17 protein-coding genes are annotated in these 17,361 nt (G+C 56.6%); 14 read left to right on the forward strand and 3 right to left on the reverse strand.

Annotation, left to right across the window (positions count from 1 at the left end; all coding sequences use genetic code 11):
- The first annotated feature begins 81 nt into the window (after window positions 1–81).
- The 9 genes from folC (at window position 82) to hisP (ending at window position 8,482) form a co-directional block, all read left to right on the forward strand.
- Window positions 82–1,350, forward strand: coding sequence for a bifunctional tetrahydrofolate synthase/dihydrofolate synthase (folC, locus tag GC090_RS06515; RefSeq protein ID WP_039339708.1), 1,269 nt, complete (start codon window positions 82–84; stop codon window positions 1,348–1,350).
- Window positions 1,340–2,119, forward strand: a complete 780-nt coding sequence (gene dedD / locus GC090_RS06520; protein ID WP_110268191.1) for a cell division protein DedD — start codon at window positions 1,340–1,342, stop codon at window positions 2,117–2,119. Before folC ends, dedD begins: the two co-directional genes overlap by 11 nt.
- A gap of 252 nt (window positions 2,120–2,371) precedes the next feature.
- Window positions 2,372–2,857, forward strand: a complete 486-nt coding sequence (gene cvpA, locus GC090_RS06525) for a colicin V production protein (protein WP_026021019.1) — start codon at window positions 2,372–2,374, stop codon at window positions 2,855–2,857.
- A gap of 37 nt (window positions 2,858–2,894) precedes the next feature.
- Complete coding sequence (gene purF / locus GC090_RS06530; RefSeq protein WP_033740671.1) at window positions 2,895–4,412, forward strand: amidophosphoribosyltransferase; 1,518 nt, start codon at window positions 2,895–2,897, stop codon at window positions 4,410–4,412.
- Between the two features lie 101 nt (window positions 4,413–4,513).
- Window positions 4,514–5,083, forward strand: a complete 570-nt coding sequence (locus tag GC090_RS06535) for a UbiX family flavin prenyltransferase (RefSeq protein WP_006120055.1) — start codon at window positions 4,514–4,516, stop codon at window positions 5,081–5,083.
- Window positions 5,084–5,350: 267 nt separating this feature from the next.
- Window positions 5,351–6,133 (forward strand): lysine/arginine/ornithine ABC transporter substrate-binding protein ArgT, encoded by a 783-nt coding sequence (argT, locus tag GC090_RS06540; RefSeq protein WP_006120054.1) that lies wholly within the window; start codon window positions 5,351–5,353, stop codon window positions 6,131–6,133.
- Window positions 6,134–6,300: 167 nt separating this feature from the next.
- Window positions 6,301–6,987 carry a histidine ABC transporter permease HisQ gene (locus GC090_RS06545; protein WP_033740669.1) on the forward strand — a complete coding sequence of 229 codons (687 nt, stop codon included), beginning with the start codon at window positions 6,301–6,303 and terminating at the stop codon, window positions 6,985–6,987.
- Window positions 6,984–7,700, forward strand: a complete 717-nt coding sequence (locus tag GC090_RS06550; protein ID WP_033740667.1) for an ABC transporter permease — start codon at window positions 6,984–6,986, stop codon at window positions 7,698–7,700. The genes GC090_RS06545 and GC090_RS06550 overlap by 4 nt, the downstream gene beginning before the upstream one ends.
- Window positions 7,701–7,708: 8 nt before the next feature.
- Entirely contained in the window at window positions 7,709–8,482 is a 774-nt protein-coding gene (gene hisP / locus GC090_RS06555; protein ID WP_033740666.1) for a histidine ABC transporter ATP-binding protein HisP, read from the forward strand.
- Here the strand turns inward: hisP and GC090_RS06560 are convergent.
- Complete coding sequence (locus GC090_RS06560) at window positions 8,475–9,449, reverse strand: sugar-binding transcriptional regulator (RefSeq protein WP_006120048.1); 975 nt, start codon at window positions 9,447–9,449, stop codon at window positions 8,475–8,477. The two genes, hisP and GC090_RS06560, sit on opposite strands and share 8 nt — an antisense overlap.
- A gap of 192 nt (window positions 9,450–9,641) precedes the next feature.
- Between GC090_RS06560 and dalD the strand changes: the two genes are divergently transcribed.
- From dalD to GC090_RS06575, 3 genes are read left to right on the forward strand one after another with little or no spacing between them, the layout of a single operon-like run.
- Window positions 9,642–11,033: a D-arabinitol 4-dehydrogenase gene (gene dalD / locus GC090_RS06565; protein ID WP_039339704.1), complete on the forward strand. Its 1,392-nt coding sequence runs from the start codon at window positions 9,642–9,644 to the stop codon at window positions 11,031–11,033.
- A gap of 9 nt (window positions 11,034–11,042) precedes the next feature.
- Window positions 11,043–12,506 carry a xylulokinase gene (gene xylB, locus GC090_RS06570; RefSeq protein WP_324021158.1) on the forward strand — a complete coding sequence of 488 codons (1,464 nt, stop codon included), beginning with the start codon at window positions 11,043–11,045 and terminating at the stop codon, window positions 12,504–12,506.
- A gap of 34 nt (window positions 12,507–12,540) precedes the next feature.
- A complete protein-coding gene (locus GC090_RS06575; RefSeq protein ID WP_033740658.1) occupies window positions 12,541–13,821 on the forward strand; it encodes an MFS transporter in 1,281 nt (426 codons plus the stop codon).
- Between the two features lie 29 nt (window positions 13,822–13,850).
- Here GC090_RS06575 and GC090_RS06580 read toward each other — a convergent pair whose 3' ends face one another.
- Window positions 13,851–14,750, reverse strand: coding sequence for a TIGR01777 family oxidoreductase (locus tag GC090_RS06580; RefSeq protein WP_324021159.1), 900 nt, complete (start codon window positions 14,748–14,750; stop codon window positions 13,851–13,853).
- 183 nt (window positions 14,751–14,933) lie between these two features.
- Here GC090_RS06580 and yfcF point away from each other — a divergent pair, with 183 nt between their 5' ends.
- A complete protein-coding gene (gene yfcF, locus GC090_RS06585) occupies window positions 14,934–15,575 on the forward strand; it encodes a glutathione transferase (RefSeq protein WP_006120042.1) in 642 nt (213 codons plus the stop codon).
- A 110-nt stretch (window positions 15,576–15,685) separates the two neighbouring features.
- Window positions 15,686–16,210, forward strand: coding sequence for an NUDIX hydrolase YfcD (gene yfcD / locus GC090_RS06590; protein ID WP_033740653.1), 525 nt, complete (start codon window positions 15,686–15,688; stop codon window positions 16,208–16,210).
- A 317-nt stretch (window positions 16,211–16,527) separates the two neighbouring features.
- On the opposite strand, the gene GC090_RS06595 is transcribed toward yfcD, so the two are convergent.
- Window positions 16,528–17,352, reverse strand: a complete 825-nt coding sequence (locus tag GC090_RS06595) for an ABC transporter permease (protein WP_033740651.1) — start codon at window positions 17,350–17,352, stop codon at window positions 16,528–16,530.
- Between the last annotated feature and the right edge of the window lie 9 nt (window positions 17,353–17,361).

Raw genomic sequence — 17,361 nt, forward strand, 5'->3', positions numbered from 1 at the left:
AAGGCGCGCCGGTCGCGCCTTCCACCCATGCACCCTATACCTTGTTGCTTTCACCAGGTATAAATTTGCAAAACGGGACATATGGACAATCTTCACCTCCCTCAAGCCACGTCGCCTTTGGCCACGTGGCTTTATTATCTTGAGCACCTCCACACTCAGGCAATTGAACTGGGCCTGGACCGTATTCGCCAGGTGGCGCAACGTCTGGACCTGCTGAAGCCTGCCCCTTTTGTTTTCACCGTTGCCGGTACCAATGGTAAAGGCACTACCTGTCGGACGCTTGAAACCCTGTTGATGGCCGCGGGCTATCGCGTGGGCGTTTACAGCTCGCCGCATCTGGTACGTTACACAGAGCGTGTCCGGGTGCAGGGACAGGAGTTGAGTGAAGCGCAACACAGCGCCAGTTTCGCTGACATTGAAGCGGGACGCGGTACTATCTCCCTGACCTATTTTGAATTCGGCACGCTGTCGGCGCTTAACCTGTTCCAGCAGGCGAAACTTGACGTGGTCATTCTGGAAGTCGGGCTGGGTGGGCGGCTGGACGCAACGAATATTGTGGATGCCGATGTCGCGGTGGTGACCAGTATTGCGCTGGACCATACCGACTGGCTTGGCCCGGATCGCGACAGCATTGGTCGGGAAAAAGCGGGCGTATTCCGTCAGGGTAAACCTGCGGTGGTGGGTGAGCCTGCTATGCCGGTGACGATTGCCGATGTCGCCAGGGAAAAGGGCGCTCAGCTCATTCAGCTTGGCCGTGACTGGCACTATCATGCGCAGGCAGAAAGCTGGTCTCTGCGCGATGCGCACGGTGAACTGAGCGATCTACCGCTGCCGCAGGTGCCCCTGCCGAATGCGGCAACGGCGCTGGTGGCGCTGCGTGCCTCGGGGCTCAACGTCAGCGACGCACATATCCGCGCCAGCCTGCCGCTGGCGGTGCTACCCGGGCGCTTTCAGACCGTCAGTGAGTCGCCTCGCGTGATTCTGGATGTGGCGCATAACCCGCATGCAGCAGGCTACCTGGCATCGCGCCTGGCTGCCTTGCCGACGCGGGGGCACGTTCACGCCGTGGTCGGGATGCTGCATGATAAGGATATCGCCGGGACGCTGTCCGCGCTGGCCCCGCAGGTCGACTTCTGGTACTGCGCGCCGCTGTCCGGCCCGCGCGGTGCCAGTGCAGAACAACTCATGGCACACGTAACGTCTGCCCGGGCATTCGCAGATGTCGAACAGGCCTGGCAACAGGCGCGGCAGCAGGCTGAACCGCAGGACATCATCCTGGTATGCGGCTCTTTCCTGACCGTCGCGCAGGTGATGGAATCGATTGAAACGGAGAGAGGACGTGGCGAGTAAGTTTCAAAACCGTTTAGTCGGTACCGTTATTCTGGTGGCCATCGGCGTGATTGTGTTGCCGGGGCTGCTGGATGGTAAGAAAAAACACTATAAAGAAGAGTTTGCGGCGATTCCACTGGTCCCGAAACCGGACGACCAGCAGGACAGCGAAATGGTGCCGCCGGTCACCCAGTCGCTGCCAGCCCATCCGCCTGCCGGCGCGGGCAGTGCGGTAAGTCATCCTGACGGGGGCAACTCACAGGCGCAAGAGGGCAGCACGCAGCCCGAGCAAAACAGTGCGCCGAGTGTCGTATCACCGCCGCCTGTACATTCGACGACAGCGAAAGAAAAACCAGCTGAGACGACAAAACCGAAACATACCGAGCAGGCTAAACCGAAGCCGGTAGAACAGACGCAGAGCAAACCGGTCGAGAAAACCAAACCGGTTGAGCAAGCGAAGCCCGTTGAAAAAACCAGGCCGGCCGAGCAGGCAGCGCGCACCGAGGAAGTGGCCCCGGCAGAGCAACCGAAAGAGACGCAACCCTCGGGACAGGCGTATGTTGTCCAGTTGGGCGCATTGAAGAACGCCAGCAAGGTCAACGAGATTGTCGCGAAGCTGCGCCTGTCGGGTTACCGGGCCTATACGGTGCCGTCAACGCCGGTGCAGGGACAAATCACCCGCATTTATGTGGGACCGGATGCGTCTAAAGCGAAAATGCAGGCGGCAGTGGGCGAGCTGAAAAACGTCTCGGGTCTAAGCGGCGTGGTTAAGCCCTACAGCGCGCGTTAAATCCGTGATTGGCGCTGCCGATAAGAATAACAGGCAGCGGCAATCAGCTCTGGCTAAGCGGGGCGGGCAACGGTTAGCCTGGCTTTTCAACGGGTTAACCGGATAACAATCTCACAGGCGAAGTTCGTTTTTTTCTTCGCCTTTTTTATGGATGCAGAACCTGAAAACCCCTACGCAAACGTTTTCTTTTTCTGTTAGAATGCGCCCCGAACTGGATGCAGGGGTGCAATGGCACTGGCGCTGGAAGAGTTCATGATCTGGATTGATTACGTCATTATTGCGGTAGTTGGTTTTTCGGCTTTGGTCAGCCTGGTTCGAGGGTTTGTCCGCGAAGCCTTATCTCTTGTTACCTGGGGATGCGCGTTTTTTGTCGCCAGTCATTACTATGCCTACCTTGCTGTCTGGTTTACAGGTTTTGACGACGAACTGGTTCGGAACGGAATCGCCATTGCGGTGCTGTTCATTGCGACCCTGATTGTGGGGGCGATAGTGAACTACGTTATCGGCTCGCTGGTAGAAAAAACCGGCCTGTCGGGAACCGATCGGGTATTAGGCGTTTGTTTCGGGGCCTTGCGTGGTGTGCTTATTGTAGCCGCTTTGCTGTTCTTCCTGGATACATTCACGGGTTTTTCAAAAAGCCCGGACTGGCAGCAGTCTCAACTTATTCCCGAGTTCAGTTCTATAATCAGGTGGTTTTTTGACTACCTGAAAAGCACGTCGAGTTTTTTGCCCCGGTGAGACCATCGGGCGTACGGCTTAATGAGGAAATGACAACATGTGCGGTATTGTCGGTATCACCGGTTTCATGCCGGTAAACCAGTCGATCTATGACGCGTTAACGGTGCTCCAGCATCGTGGGCAGGATGCCGCAGGCATTTGTACGATTGATGCGCTCAACTGCTTTCGCCTGCGTAAGGCCAACGGCCTGGTCAGCGATGTTTTCGAAGCCCGTCATATGCAGCGTTTACAAGGCAACATGGGGATTGGTCATGCACGCTATCCTACAGCGGGCAGCTCCAGCGCTTCTGAAGCGCAACCGTTCTACGTCAACTCGCCGTACGGGATTTCTCTTGCACACAACGGTAACCTGACCAACGCACATGAGCTGCGTAAGCAGCTGTTCGAAAAAGGCCGCCGTCATGTGAACACCACGTCAGACTCAGAGATCCTGCTGAATATCTTCGCGCAGGAACTGGATCGTTTTCAGCACTATCCGCTGGAAGCCGACAACATTTTTGCCGCTATCGCCGCCGTGCATCAGCAGGTTCGCGGCGCGTATGCGGTGGTCTCGATGATTATCGGCCACGGCATGGTCGCCTTCCGCGATCCTAACGGGATTCGTCCGCTGGTGCTGGGCAAACGCGTCATTGCGGATGGCCGTACCGAGTATATGGTGGCCTCAGAGAGCGTCGCGCTGGATACACTGGGTTTTGAATTCATCCGTGACGTCGCGCCGGGTGAAGCGGTGTACATCACGGAGCAGGGCCAGCTTTCGACCCGCCAGTGTGCCGAGAACCCCAAAAACAATCCGTGCCTGTTCGAATACGTCTATTTTGCCCGACCGGACTCCTTCCTGGACAAAATTTCGGTCTACAGCGCGCGCGTCCGCATGGGCACCAAGCTGGGCCAGAAAATTGCCCGTGAATGGGAAGATCTGGATATCGATGTGGTGATTCCGATTCCGGAAACCTCCATGGATACGGCACTGGAAATCGCCCGCATCCTTGATAAGCCTTACCGCCAGGGATTTGTGAAAAACCGCTATGTCGGTCGTACCTTTATCATGCCGGGTCAGCAGCTGCGCCGCAGCGCCGTGCGCCGCAAACTCAATGCTAACCGCGCCGAATTCCGCGATAAAAACGTCTTGCTGATCGATGACTCTATCGTGCGTGGCACCACGTCTGAGCAGATTATTGAAATGGCACGCGAAGCAGGGGCAAAAAAGGTTTATCTCGCCTCTGCGGCTCCGGAAGTGCGCTTCCCTAACGTCTACGGCATTGATATGCCGAGCGCCACTGAGCTGATTGCCCATGGCCGCGAAGTCGAAGAGATTCGTCAGATTATCAAAGCAGATGCGCTGATTTTCCAGGATCTCAATGACCTCATCGAAGCCGTACGCGAAGAGAATCCCGATATCGTTCAGTTCGAGTGCTCCGTTTTTAACGGGGTTTACGTTACTAAAGATGTGGATCAGGGCTACCTTGAATATCTGGAATCCCTGCGTAACGACGACGCGAAAGCCATTGCGCGGCAGAACGAAGTCGAAAATCTTGAACTGCATAACGAAGGCTAATCAGGCCTGATGCAAAAAAAGAGGGCGGGACTTATCCCGCCCTCTGTGTTTTTTGTCGCGCTGCGCTATTATGGTGCACTTTGCCACTGCAAGGTTGAACGATGAAACGACTCATTATTGGTATTTCCGGCGCAAGCGGTGTGATTTACGGCGTGCGGTTACTGCAGGTCTTGCAGCAGGTCAGCGACGTGGAAACCCATCTGGTCATCAGTCACGCGGCGCGTCAGACGCTGAGCCTGGAAAGTGACTACAGTCTGCGCGATGTTCAGGCGCTGGCCGATGTGGTTCATGATGTGCGCGACATTGCCGCCAGCATTTCCTCCGGGTCGTTTAAAACCCTGGGCATGGTGATTTTACCGTGTTCAATGAAAACCCTGTCGGGCATTGTGCACAGCTACAGCGATTCCCTGCTGACGCGCGCGGCGGACGTGGTGCTTAAAGAGCAGCGCAAGCTGGTACTCTGCGTACGTGAAACGCCGCTGCATATTGGCCACCTGCGGATGATGACGACTGCCGCTGAATTAGGGGCGATTATCATGCCGCCGGTACCGGCGTTTTATCATCGTCCGACAACCATTGACGAACTGGTCGATCAAACAATTAACCGGGTTATCGATCAGTTCGACATTGAACTGCCTCAGGATTTGTTTGTGCGCTGGCAAGGTGCATAAGGTTCAGCTTGTGCACTTATTTAGTGCAAAAGCGCGGGAGCGATCACTGTTCCTGCATTTGGTGAACTAAAAGTTCACAACATCGCTTTTTCTCTGTGACTTCACTGATATATTCCTTTCACAAACCCAGCCTTTATGTGGCAAAAACGGCGGGCTGGGTGCGCGGCAGACCTGCATAACTGGCACGAAACGTGCACAGGTTACTGGCAGTGTTCGTTGCAAACACACATCATGCATCACATAACAATAATTTGCTGAGGGTAATCTATGAAGAAGCGTGTTCTGGCTCTTTCTTTAATGTTGGGCCTGTCCAGTGTGGCCAGCGTATTTGCAGCCGTACCGGCCTCGATTCGTGTCGGCACTGACCCAACATACCCGCCGTTTGAGTCAAAAAACGCGCAAGGACAGTTAGTCGGTTTTGATATCGATCTGGCTAACGAAATCTGTAAACGTATTCAGACCAAATGTACCTATGTGGAAAGCGACTTTGATGCGCTGATTCCGTCGCTGAAAGCTAAAAAAATTGACGCTATTATCTCCTCGCTCTCTATCACCGCGAAACGTCAGGAAGAGATTGCTTTCTCTGACAAACTCTATGCGGCCAATGCCCGTTTAGTCGCGCCTAAAGGTTCGAAAATTCTGCCGACGGTTGAATCGCTGAAAGGCAAAAACGTCGGTGTGCTGCAAGGCACCACGCAGGAAACCTATGCTAACCAGTACTGGCGTCCAAAAGGTGTGACCGTCACGCCTTATGCGAACCAGGATCTGGTGTACCAGGATCTGACTGCGGGGCGTATTGATGCCGCATTCCAGGATGAAGTGCAGGCGGCTGAAGGCTTCCTGAAGCAGCCTGTCGGTAAAGACTACGCTTTTGCCGGTCCGGCCGTGAAAGATGACAAGATTTTTGGCGTCGGTACCGGTATAGGATTACGTAAAGATGACACCGAGCTGAAAGCGGCCATTGATAAAGCGTTTGAATCCATGCGCAAAGACGGTACGTACGACAAAATTGCGAAGAAATACTTTAATTTCAACGTGTACGGTGACTAACCTGTCGACTTTGCCTCTGGTAATCGCCTGACCGGATAACGCCTGGTTGCCCTGGCCGCACTGGCCCCGGCAACCTCTGCGTTGTGGTTGATGCCTTACCAGAAGCAACGCTGCCCGCCCACGTGGCGGGTTCAGCGCCGTTTCCACCCCACGACAGGATCTTTTCCATGTTGTATGGCTATTCTGATGTCATTTTAAAAGGCACGTTGGTCACGCTGGAGCTGGCACTGAGTTCCGTGCTGCTGGCGGTGATTCTCGGGCTGATTGGCGCAGGCGCGAAGCTGTCACGTCATCGCCTGCTGTCGCTTATTTTTGAGGGCTACACGACGCTGATTCGTGGCGTGCCCGATCTCGTCCTGATGCTCCTGATCTTCTACGGTCTGCAGATAGTGCTGAACCACATCACCGATGCGCTGGGTCTGGCGCAGTTCGATATCGATCCTATGGTCGCGGGCATTATCACCCTGGGCTTCATCTACGGGGCCTATTTTACCGAGACGTTTCGCGGGGCCTTCATGGCCGTGCCCAAAGGGCAAATCGAAGCCGCGACCGCGTTTGGTTTTACCGGTTCCCAGGTTTTCCGTCGCATCCTCTTTCCGGCGATGATGCGTTATGCGCTGCCCGGGATTGGTAATAACTGGCAGGTGATCCTGAAAGCGACCGCGCTGGTCTCGCTGCTGGGGCTGGAAGATGTGGTTAAAGCCACGCAGCTGGCGGGCAAGAGCACCTGGCAGCCGTTTTATTTCGCCATCGTCGCGGGTGTGATCTATCTGGTGTTTACCACGCTGTCTAACGGCGTGCTGTGGTGGCTCAATCGCCGCTACACGGTTGGCGTGAAGAGGGCAGAGCTATGATTGAGATTATCCACGAGTACTGGAAATCACTGCTCTGGACTGACGGTTACCGCTTCACCGGCGTGGCGATTACGCTATGGCTGCTGATTGTTTCGGTGGTGCTGGGCGGCTGTATGGCGGTACTGCTGGCGATTGCACGCGTGTCGCCGAATCGCTTTATCAGCCTGCCGGTCTGGCTCTTTACCTATGTTTTTCGCGGTACGCCGCTGTATGTTCAACTGCTGGTATTCTATTCCGGCATGTATACGCTGGAGATCGTGAAAGGCACCGAGTTGCTGAATGCGTTTTTCCGCAGCGGACTGAACTGTACCTTACTGGCGTTTACCCTGAATACCTGCGCCTATACGACGGAGATTTTCGCCGGTGCGATTCGTGCTGTGCCTCACGGGGAAATTGAAGCCGCGCGCGCGTATGGTTTTTCAACGTTTAAACTGTATCGCTGCATTATTTTGCCTTCTGCGCTGCGCACCGCCTTGCCGGTTTACAGCAATGAGGTGATATTGATGCTGCACTCGACCGCGCTGGCCTTTACGGCAACCGTGCCTGATTTGCTCAAAATCGCCCGGGACATCAACGCGGCAACGTATCAGCCCTTTACCGCGTTTGGCATTGCGGCCGTCCTGTACCTGATTATTTCCTACACACTGATTAGCCTGTTCCGCCTGGCGGAGCGTCGCTGGCTGGCCCATGTGAAACCTTCTTCATCGCATTGAGTAAGACTATGGCTGATAACAAATTAAGCGTCACCGAACTGCATAAACGTTACGGTGAACATGAAGTATTAAAAGGCGTGTCTTTACATGCTAATGCGGGCGATGTCATCAGTATTATTGGATCGTCCGGCTCAGGGAAAAGTACCTTTTTGCGCTGTATTAACTTCCTCGAAAAACCGAGCGAAGGCACCATTACGGTCAATAACACCGCCATTTCGCTGGTCCGTGATACCGACGGTCAGCTAAAGGTGGCCGACAAAGAGCAGTTGCGCCTGCTGCGCACCCGCCTGACGATGGTGTTTCAGCACTTTAATTTATGGAGCCACATGACGGTGCTGGAAAATGTCATGGAAGCACCGATTCAGGTGCTGGGCCTGAGCAAAGCCCAGGCGCGCGAACGCGCTGTCACCTATCTGAATAAAGTCGGCATTGATGAGCGGGCGCAGTCAAAGTATCCGGTGCATCTGTCAGGCGGCCAGCAGCAACGTGTGTCGATTGCCCGCGCGCTGGCGATGGAGCCCGAGGTGCTGTTGTTTGATGAGCCAACTTCTGCCCTTGACCCGGAACTGGTCGGGGAAGTGCTGCGCATCATGCAGAAGCTGGCCGAAGAGGGCAAAACCATGGTGGTGGTGACGCATGAAATGGAGTTTGCCCGTCACGTTTCCAGCCATGTGATTTTCCTGCATCAGGGTAAGATTGAAGAGCAGGGGCCGCCGACAGAGTTGTTCGGCAATCCCAAAAGCCCGCGCCTTCAGCAGTTCCTGAAAGGTTCTCTTAAGTAAGCCGATCCGCGCCTGTTGAGCCATCGCTTAACAGGCGCGTGGCGGTAGATTCGTCCGTGACCAGACCCGAGATCCAGCCACCTGTTAATGCCGCCCGAATGGCGGCAAATTTGCGCTCGCCGCCTGCAAAACCGATGATCGGACGCGTTGTCCGGCTTTCCAGCGTGACGCTGGTGAGCAGCGCATCGGTCTCGCCCATCACACGTTCACCCTGTTGATTGAAAAAGTGGCCAAGCATTTCGCCAACGACGCCGCGCGCGTTGAGTGCCTGAACCTGGCTGTCGGTGATAAACCCTTCAGCATGAAGCGGACAGCCGGGTGTGACTTCGCCGATGCCGAGAAAGGTCATACTGGCCTGTAAGGCCCGACTGACCACGCGTTGATAGACCTGATGCTGGCACCACATCTGTTTATCTTCCGGACTGTCGGCATACAGCGGCGCAGGAATAAAGAAATACTTGCCCTGCATTTTTTCAGACAGCTTGAGCGGCACGTCATAGCGGGTGCCGGAGTCGTCTCGCGCAATAGCACCAATCATGGAAACGCACTGGTGCTGGGGCCGCTCCACCCAGGGCAGGGCATCAATAATCGCCCGCAGAGTTTTACCCGAACCGATACCAAACACCTGCGGCTGGTCATCGTTGATAAACTGCGACATAACCTCTGCGCCTTCGACCGCCAGCATCTGCTGAATAGCGTGGTCATCCAGCCCGGCAGAAGGGACGACACGACAGTGCTGCAGGCCAAAGGCTTCCTGCACCGCGTGTGCCAGGCGCAGGCAGTGCGTGACAGGATGGTCAATCTTGACGCTGACCATACCCATTTCGCGCGCGCCTGAAATCAGGCGCTGGGCAACCTGCCTGGAGAGTCCCAGCGCCCGGGCAATCTCTTGCTGTGTTAACCCGGCCACGTAATACATCCAGGCGGCGCGTGCAGCCAGTTCCTGCTTTTTTTCTTCTTTGTTCATCACGGCATTCCCTTCTCAGCGAATCGCTAGTTTATCGCGTATAGCCGGCAAAAACCTATCAGGGCAAAAGCTCAGATATTGGGCAATTGCTTTTATCGTGAGATCTGTCACAGATAATACTCGTAACCTCTGATTAACATACAGCGTTCGGGCAATTGCCCTCTGTTATGACAAATGCTTATTGAGGTGACTATGACAACATCCGTGTGGATGCATATTGGGGCAGGCTCTTTTCATCGCGCTCATCAGGCATGGTATCTGCACCGGCTGATGCAGCAAGGGGACAGTCGGTGGCACATTGCGCTGGGGAACATCCGTGAGGATGCGTCACCGCTGTTGACCCAGTTGGCTGCGCAGCACGGCGAGTATGTGCTGGAAACGGTCACGCCGCAGGGCGAACGCGACTATGAAACGATTACCTCGATTCGCAAGATTCTGCCCTGGGATAACGCGCTTCGCGCCCTGGTGCATCAGGGGGCCGATCCCGCCACCCGGATCCTTTCTTTTACCGTGACGGAAGCCGGTTACTACCTGACGACGGAACATGCGCTGGATCTACAGCAGCCCGATATTCGCGCGGATCTGCAGGGCGAGGCGCGCACCCTTTACGGTGCGCTGGCGCGGATCCTGGCGGCGCGCGTCGCGAACGGCGGCGGCCCCGTTACCTTGCTGAACTGCGATAATCTGCGCCATAACGGTGAGCGTTTCCGCCAGGGCTTTCTGGCGTTTCTTAACGCACAAGGGAACGAGGCGCTGGCTGACTGGGTGCGGACTCACACCACCTCGCCGAATACCATGGTGGACAGGATCACACCGCGTCCTACGGCGGATATTGCCGGACGTGTGCTGGCGGCCACGGGTAAAGATGACGCGGTGCCGGTGATGGCGGAATCCTTTATCCAGTGGGTGATTGAGGATGACTTTATTGCCGGGCGTCCGGCGCTGGAGCAGGTCGGCGTTGAGCTGGTGGAGTCGGTGTTGCCCTGGGAAGAAGCCAAGATCCGCATCCTCAACGCCACCCATAGCGCGATTGCCTGGGCGGGCACGCTGATCGGCTTGCGCTACATCGACGAAAGTACCCGGCAGAAAGCGATTCATCAGATGGCCCGGGAGTATGTTTCGCAGGATGTCATCCCGTCGTTGTCCCCCAGTCCCTTAAATCTGGCTGAATACCGCGATGTCGTACTGTCGCGCTTCAGTAACCCCTGGATCAAAGACACCAACCAGCGTGTGGCGGCGGATGGCCTGTCGAAAATCCCGGCGATGGTCACGCCCACTTTGCAGGCGTGCTATCAGCGCGGAACGCCACCTGCGGCCAGCGTGGTGTTACCGGCCCTGTTTTATCTGTTTTTGCAGCGCTGGGCGCTGGGCGAACTGCCTTACGACTATCAGGATGGTGTTCTGCAACCCGACGTAATTCAGCAGTGGTTCACCCAGCCCGATCCGTTGCGGACCTATATGACGCAGCCTTCCCTGTTTGGGGCGCTGGCGACTTCCGCCGATTTTCATGCACGCCTCACCGCTACCGTAGCCGGGCTCACCACATGGCTGGCCCAGCCGGAACAGAAACTGGCTGTGGCATAGGGGAACGACATGTACCTGGGTATCGATATTGGCACATCCGAGCTGAAAGCGCTGATTCTGAATGCGCAGGGCGACATTGTGGCATCTGAACACGCCACCTTGCAGGTGCAGCGGCCGCATCCGCACTGGGCAGAGCAGCATCCGCATGACTGGTGGCACGCCTGCCAACAGGTGATGGCGCGTCTGCGTCAGCAGGCGCCTCAGGCCTGGTCGGCTGTCACGGCGATAGGCCTGTCCGGCCAGATGCACGGTGCGGTGCTGCTGGATGAACAGGGCGACATTTTGCGGCCCTGTATTTTGTGGAACGACACGCGCAGCGCGGTGGAATGTAACTGGCTACATCAGCACCATCCCGAGATGATGCAAATCAGCGGCAACATGATCATGCCGGGCTTTACGGCACCCAAACTGCGCTGGGTTGCGCAGCACGAGCCCGCCTGCTTTAGCCGCATCAGCAAAGTGTTGTTGCCGAAAGATTACCTGCGCTGGCGGTTAACCGGACGGTGGGTGACGGATCCCTCCGATGCCGCCGGGACATTATGGCTGGACGTGGCGACGCGCGACTGGTCAGACGCGCTACTGGCCGCGACAGGGCTGCGTCGCGAGCAGCTGCCAGAAATCGTGGAGGGCAATGCGGTCAGCGGCACGTTGCGACCTGACCTTGCCCGCGAATGGGGCCTGTCGACAGCGGTGATCGTTGCCGGCGGCGGTGGCGATAACGCTACGTCAGCGGTCGGCGTCGGTGCCATCCACCCTGGCGATGCGTTTATTTCCCTTGGGACCTCCGGCGTGATTTTTGTGGTCAACGATCGGCTACGGGCCGATCCGCAGTCCGGTGTGCATGCGTTCTGCCATGCGCTGCCTGGTCGCTGGCACCAGATGAGCGTCATGCTCAGTGCTGCAAGCTGCCTGCGCTGGGTATGTCAACTGCTGTCGGTCAGTGAAAATCAACTGCTTGAGGACGTGGCTGAGCTGAGCCCAACACAGAAACAGCGGGCCCCACTTTTCCTGCCCTATCTCTCTGGCGAGCGAACGCCGCATAACGACCCTGATGCCACGGGCGCGTTTTATGACCTGCGCCACGAAACTCAGCGCGCCCTCCTGGGATACGCGGTGCTGGAAGGTGTCGCGTTTGGCCTGGCCGACGGTCTGGCCGTTCTGGGCGACGGACGGCAGGGCATCACGCAGTTCAGCCTGACCGGTGGCGGCGCGCGCAGCAGCCTGTGGGCGCAGCTGATTGCCGATGTGCTGGACTCTCCGGTGGTGACGCATCCGGCCAGCGCGTCCGGCGCGCTGGGCGCGGCGCGACTGGCCTGGCTGGCGACGGGCGGGGATGAAGCGACCGTATGCCGCAAACCGTCCGTGCAGGCCCGCTATCTGCCGGACCCTGAAGTTCGCGCGGTGCTGCAACAACGTCTGGCACGATTCCGCGCGCTATATCACCAACAAGTTCAGACCCGTTCACTGGCCTGATTAACCTGTAACCGAACAGAGAAGGACCATCGTTATGCATGCAACTGCGTACTGGTTTGGCTTGCCCAAACAGCTGATCTGGGGATTCGTCGCCATTGCGATTTTTATGGCAGGAGACGGTTTCGAAATGGCATTTCTGTCACGCCATATCACCGATATGGGCTTCACGCCGGGCCAGTCGGCGCTGGTGTTTACCTGTTACGGTTTAGCGGTCGCGCTGGCCGCCTGGGCCTCCGGCGTGGTGGCGGAACTGATTACGCCTCAGCGCGCCATGTTAATCGGTTTTGTCTTGTGGATTGTCATGCATGCCCTGTTCATGAGCCTGGGGCTGGGACTGCGTAATTATCCCCTTATGCTGCTGTTCTACGGCATTCGCGGCCTGGCTTATCCGCTGTTTATCTATTCTTTTATGATGCTGCTGGTCCAGGTGTTACCGCGTGAACGCCTCGCGGCGGCGACGGGCTGGTTCTGGGCAATGTATTCGGTAGGGATTGGTGTGGTCGGGAGCTATCTGCCCAGCCTGATTATTCCCTCTCTTGGTGAAACCGGGACATTATGGCTGGCGATTGCCTGGGTGGCCTGCGGTGGCGTACTGGCGTTTTTTAGCCTGCGCCATGTGCCGGTCGACCGCTCACGCGTGAACTTACCGATGCGCGAGAAAATGACGGAAATGTCCCGGGCGGTGACCATCCTGTTTACTAATCAGCATGTGTTTTACGCCTGCCTGATCCGCATTATTAATACGCTGTCGCTGTTTGGTTTTGCCATCATCATGCCGCTGCTGTTTGTGGATCGGCTGGGTTTCACCTTGTCGGAATGGTTACAAATCTGGGCGGTATTTTTCTTTGTCACCATCTTTACCAATATCTTCTGGGGCATCATGGGCGAGCGGATTGGCTGGATCCGTCAGGTGCGCTGGTTTGGCTGTCTGGGCATGGCGCTCTCCAGTCTGGCATTCTACTATCTGCCCGTTTATGCCGGTCATAACTTCATGGTCGCCCTTATTCCGGCCGTCATGTTGGGGATTTTCGTCGCGGCGTTTGTGCCGATGACGGCCGTCTTTCCCACGCTGGAGCCGCATCATCAGGGCGCGGCGGTCTCGGTTTATAACCTGTCAGCGGGGATGAGCAATTTTGTCGCGCCGGCCATCGCCTCTATGCTGTTGCCGTTTTTTGATATCGTCGGGGTGGTGTGGGCTTATACCGGCTTGTATCTGTTTGCCGGGGTGCTGACGTTTATTATCCGTGTGCCGCAGCCTCATCATGGCGCGCAACGTACAGCGCGCAAGTCAGGGTCCGCAGTAACATCGCAATAGAAGAAGGGGAGCCACAGGCTCCCCCGGCATTACCCCTTAACCACGTCCTTTAAGGCATCATGCAGGTCATACCAGCGGAAGCGAAACCCTGCGGCCTCCAGCCGTTTAGGCAGCACATGTTGTCCACCGAGCACCAGCACTGAGGATTCGCCCATCATCAGCTTAATGGCGCTGGCGGGCGTGCGCATGAAAGCCGGGCGGTGCATGACCTCGCCCAGCGTGGCGGCAAACTGCTCGTTGCGCACCGCATAGGGCGCGACCATGTTATACGGACCCTGGCAGTCGTCATGATCCAGAAGCCACAGGATGCCGTTGACCATGTCATCGATGTGGATCCACGGCATATACTGTTTACCGCTGCCGAGCGGGCCACCGAGGCCGAGCCTGAACGGCAGTTTCATTTTGCTCAGGGCGCCGCCCTCACGCGCCAGCACCACGCCGGTGCGCAACAGGCAGACGCGCGTCCGGTCACTTTGTGCCGTCAGTGCCAGCTGTTCCCAACGGGCACAGAGCGTATGCGTAAATTCATTCTGGCCGGGATCCTCTTCGGTCAGGACTACTTCACCACTGTTGCCGTAAAAGCCGGTCGCCGACCCCGAAATCAACACGCGCGGCGGCGTGGTGCTGGCATTGATGAGTGAGGCAATACGTTCTGTGATTTGCCAGCGGCTCTCGCACAGTTGCTGCTTATGCGGCTCGGTCCAGCGTTTATCGGCAATCGGTTCACCGGCCAGGTTGATCACGGCATCCACCCCATCCAGCGAATGCTGCTGTGCGAGGCCAGACCAGAAGGCGATATTTTCGCCCAGCGTTTCCCGTGCGGCTACGACATCGCGGGTCACCACGCTGATCGTGTGACCACGCGCCTGTAACTGCGGAATAAGATGGCGGCCAATAAGCCCGGTTCCACCGGTCATTAAGATATGCATAGTGCGGCTCCGTCTGATTTTTTATTTTTTGCTTACTTCATCATAGAAGAGTCGTTCCCGGCTGGCGTGAGCCGCTTCGTAATTTCGTGCGGTGGCGGCAAACATCGGACCAGCACCGGGTTGTTTTCAGAAATAAAAATCGGTAAACATGATGCACCCCTGTCAGCGATATCGAGGTAGCAGATGAATTACCCCTCCATTACCCTGTGGTCAGATTCATCGTTTTTCAGTCCTTATGTGATGTCGGTTTACGTTGCGCTGACGGAAAAGGGGATCCCTTTTAGCGTCAGGCGCATTGATTTATCCCAAAACCAGCAGCTTGACGACACCTACCGTAGCCTGTCACTGACCTGCCGTGTGCCAACGTTACAGGTTGATGAGTTTATGCTGAGTGAGTCCTCAGCCATTTGTGAATACCTTGAAGAGCGCTTTGCCGCGCCAGAATTTGAACGGCTCTATCCTAAAGATCGCGAGAAACGCGCGCGCGCCCGGGAGATTCAGGCCTGGCTACGCAGTGATTTGCTGCCGATCAGACAGGAGCGTCCCACAGAAGTGCTGTTCGCCGCAGAGCGCTTTGCGCCGCTTTCGCCCGCTGCGCTTCAGGCGGCCGATAAGCTGATAAGTGCCGTACAGCGGCTGTTACCGGAAGGGCAGCAAAACCTTTTTGGTGAGTGGTCGATTGCAGATACCGATTTGGCTGTCATGCTTAATCGACTGGCGCTTCACGGTGATCCCCTGCCAGCCCGTTTACAGCATTATGCTGAGTTTCAGTGGCAGCGCGCATCGGTGCAGTTGTGGTTGACGGAGAGCGGTAAACATCGCTAGCGATCGGCGCTTGCTCAAGTTGTCATAAGTGATTACCTTACGACACACTATGATATAGATGTGGCAAACAGCGCGTGCATGAAGACACGCTAAACAGGAAAGGGTTACGGATGGTGGATCAAACTGCTGGTGGCGAGATCGAGTGGGTCGATATCGTAAGCGAAGAGAATGAAGTCGTTGCGCAGGCTACGCGCGCGCAGATGCGTGCACAATGCTTACGTCACCGCGCGACCTATATCGTGGTTCACGATGGTATGGGGAAAATACTGGTTCAGCGCCGTACTGAAATCAAAGATTTTATGCCGGGTAAACTGGATGCGACGGCAGGCGGCGTGGTGCAGAGCGGTGAGGATATGCTGGAATCTGCCCGACGTGAAGCGGAAGAAGAGCTGGGTATTGCCGACGTGCCCTTTGCGGAGCATGGCAAGTTCTATTTCGAAGATGAGCACTGCCGCGTCTGGGGCGGATTGTTCAGTTGCGTCTCTCACGGCCCGTTTGCGATGCAGGAAGAAGAGGTTGATGAAATCTTCTGGATGACGCCGGATGAAATCACCGCCCGTTGCGACGAGTTTACCGATGATTCACTCAAAGCGCTGTCGTTGTGGCTGAGCCGCAATAACGAAAACAGCAACTGAGTTTTCTGCTTTGCGAACGCCTTGCCGTTCGCAAAGCATCCTTCCTTCTTTTGCGGCAACGCGCTCCACAAGATGATTGACGGCAGCCTTTTCCTGGCGGGCAGCGTCATTCTTCCTCGGGCGTCGGCTTTCGCTTTTCCGCCACCGCGCCAGTCTGTCTTGACGATGTCTCAGTCAGGTATTGCATTAAGACGTTTGATCGTTAACCCATTGTGAGGATCGTGGCTGACATCACGCGCCTGTGCCCGGGATCAATAAAAAATCGCCCTCTCAGTGGAAAGGGCGGTGTGGTGCGTGCGGAAAGCAAGTAACGAGCGTCAGACCGGCTGCGGCTGACGCATTTTTTCGCCACGGCGGCGCAGCACTTCCATCACGATCAGGAGCAACAGAGAGGCCGCAATCATAATGGTGGCCGCCGCTGCAATGGTGGGATCGAGGTTCTCGCGGATACCGGCAAACATCTGAATCGGTAGCGTCCGCTGCGTAGGGCTGGCAAGAAACAGCGTGACGACCACTTCATCAAAGGAGGTCGCGAAGGCAAATAACGCCCCGGAAAACACGCCCGGTGCAATCAGCGGCAGGGTGACTTTACAAAACGCCAGCAGTGGTGAGGCGCCGAGACTGACGGCGGCGCGCGTCAGGTTGGTGTCGTAACTTTTCAGGACGGCCACAACCGTGATCACCACAAACGGGACGCCCAGCAGCGCATGAGCCAGAACCAGCCCGAGATAGCTGTTTAGCAGGGACAGTTTGGCAAAGAAGAAAAACATGCCCACCGCGATGATCACCACCGGTGCCACCATCGGTGAAATGATGACTGCCATCACCAGCGCTTTACCGCGAAAGTCGCCCCGTACCAGGCCCATCGCGGCCAGTACGCCCAGCACGGTGGCCAGCAGGGTGGCCAGCGGAGCCACCAGCAGGCTGTTCATCAGCGCGCCCAGCCATTCGTTAGAATGGAAAAACGCGTCGTACCAGCGCAATGAAAAGCCACTGAGGGGATAGCTTAAAAACGAACTGGCGTTAAACGACAACGGCACGATCACCAGCACCGGCACTATTAAAAACAGCAGGGCGGCGGCACCGTAAAAATTAAACAGGTAACGCCAGACCCGCAGCAGCGTGGAACCTTGTTGTCTCATCATTTGCTC

Origin of the sequence: Pantoea sp. JZ29 (assembly GCF_035190385.1) — a bacterium.
In the GTDB taxonomy this organism is placed as follows: domain Bacteria; phylum Pseudomonadota; class Gammaproteobacteria; order Enterobacterales; family Enterobacteriaceae; genus Pantoea; species Pantoea stewartii.

Bases quoted from the DNA above. Each gene is read 5' to 3' on its own strand.
- GC090_RS06545 (WP_033740669.1), top strand. From the start codon at position 6,301: ATGTTGTATGGCTATTCTGATGTCATTTTAAAAGGCACGTTGGTCACG.
- GC090_RS06550 (WP_033740667.1), top strand. From the start codon at position 6,984: ATGATTGAGATTATCCACGAGTACTGGAAATCACTGCTCTGGACTGAC.
- yfcF (WP_006120042.1), top strand. From the start codon at position 14,934: ATGAATTACCCCTCCATTACCCTGTGGTCAGATTCATCGTTTTTCAGT.
- GC090_RS06580 (WP_324021159.1), bottom strand. From the start codon at position 14,750: ATGCATATCTTAATGACCGGTGGAACCGGGCTTATTGGCCGCCATCTT.
- GC090_RS06535 (WP_006120055.1), top strand. From the start codon at position 4,514: ATGAAACGACTCATTATTGGTATTTCCGGCGCAAGCGGTGTGATTTAC.
- GC090_RS06595 (WP_033740651.1), bottom strand. From the start codon at position 17,352: ATGAGACAACAAGGTTCCACGCTGCTGCGGGTCTGGCGTTACCTGTTT.
- hisP (WP_033740666.1), top strand. From the start codon at position 7,709: ATGGCTGATAACAAATTAAGCGTCACCGAACTGCATAAACGTTACGGT.
- GC090_RS06575 (WP_033740658.1), top strand. From the start codon at position 12,541: ATGCATGCAACTGCGTACTGGTTTGGCTTGCCCAAACAGCTGATCTGG.
- argT (WP_006120054.1), top strand. From the start codon at position 5,351: ATGAAGAAGCGTGTTCTGGCTCTTTCTTTAATGTTGGGCCTGTCCAGT.
- GC090_RS06560 (WP_006120048.1), bottom strand. From the start codon at position 9,449: ATGAACAAAGAAGAAAAAAAGCAGGAACTGGCTGCACGCGCCGCCTGG.
- xylB (WP_324021158.1), top strand. From the start codon at position 11,043: ATGTACCTGGGTATCGATATTGGCACATCCGAGCTGAAAGCGCTGATT.
- yfcD (WP_033740653.1), top strand. From the start codon at position 15,686: ATGGTGGATCAAACTGCTGGTGGCGAGATCGAGTGGGTCGATATCGTA.
- purF (WP_033740671.1), top strand. From the start codon at position 2,895: ATGTGCGGTATTGTCGGTATCACCGGTTTCATGCCGGTAAACCAGTCG.
- folC (WP_039339708.1), top strand. From the start codon at position 82: ATGGACAATCTTCACCTCCCTCAAGCCACGTCGCCTTTGGCCACGTGG.
- cvpA (WP_026021019.1), top strand. From the start codon at position 2,372: ATGATCTGGATTGATTACGTCATTATTGCGGTAGTTGGTTTTTCGGCT.
- dalD (WP_039339704.1), top strand. From the start codon at position 9,642: ATGACAACATCCGTGTGGATGCATATTGGGGCAGGCTCTTTTCATCGC.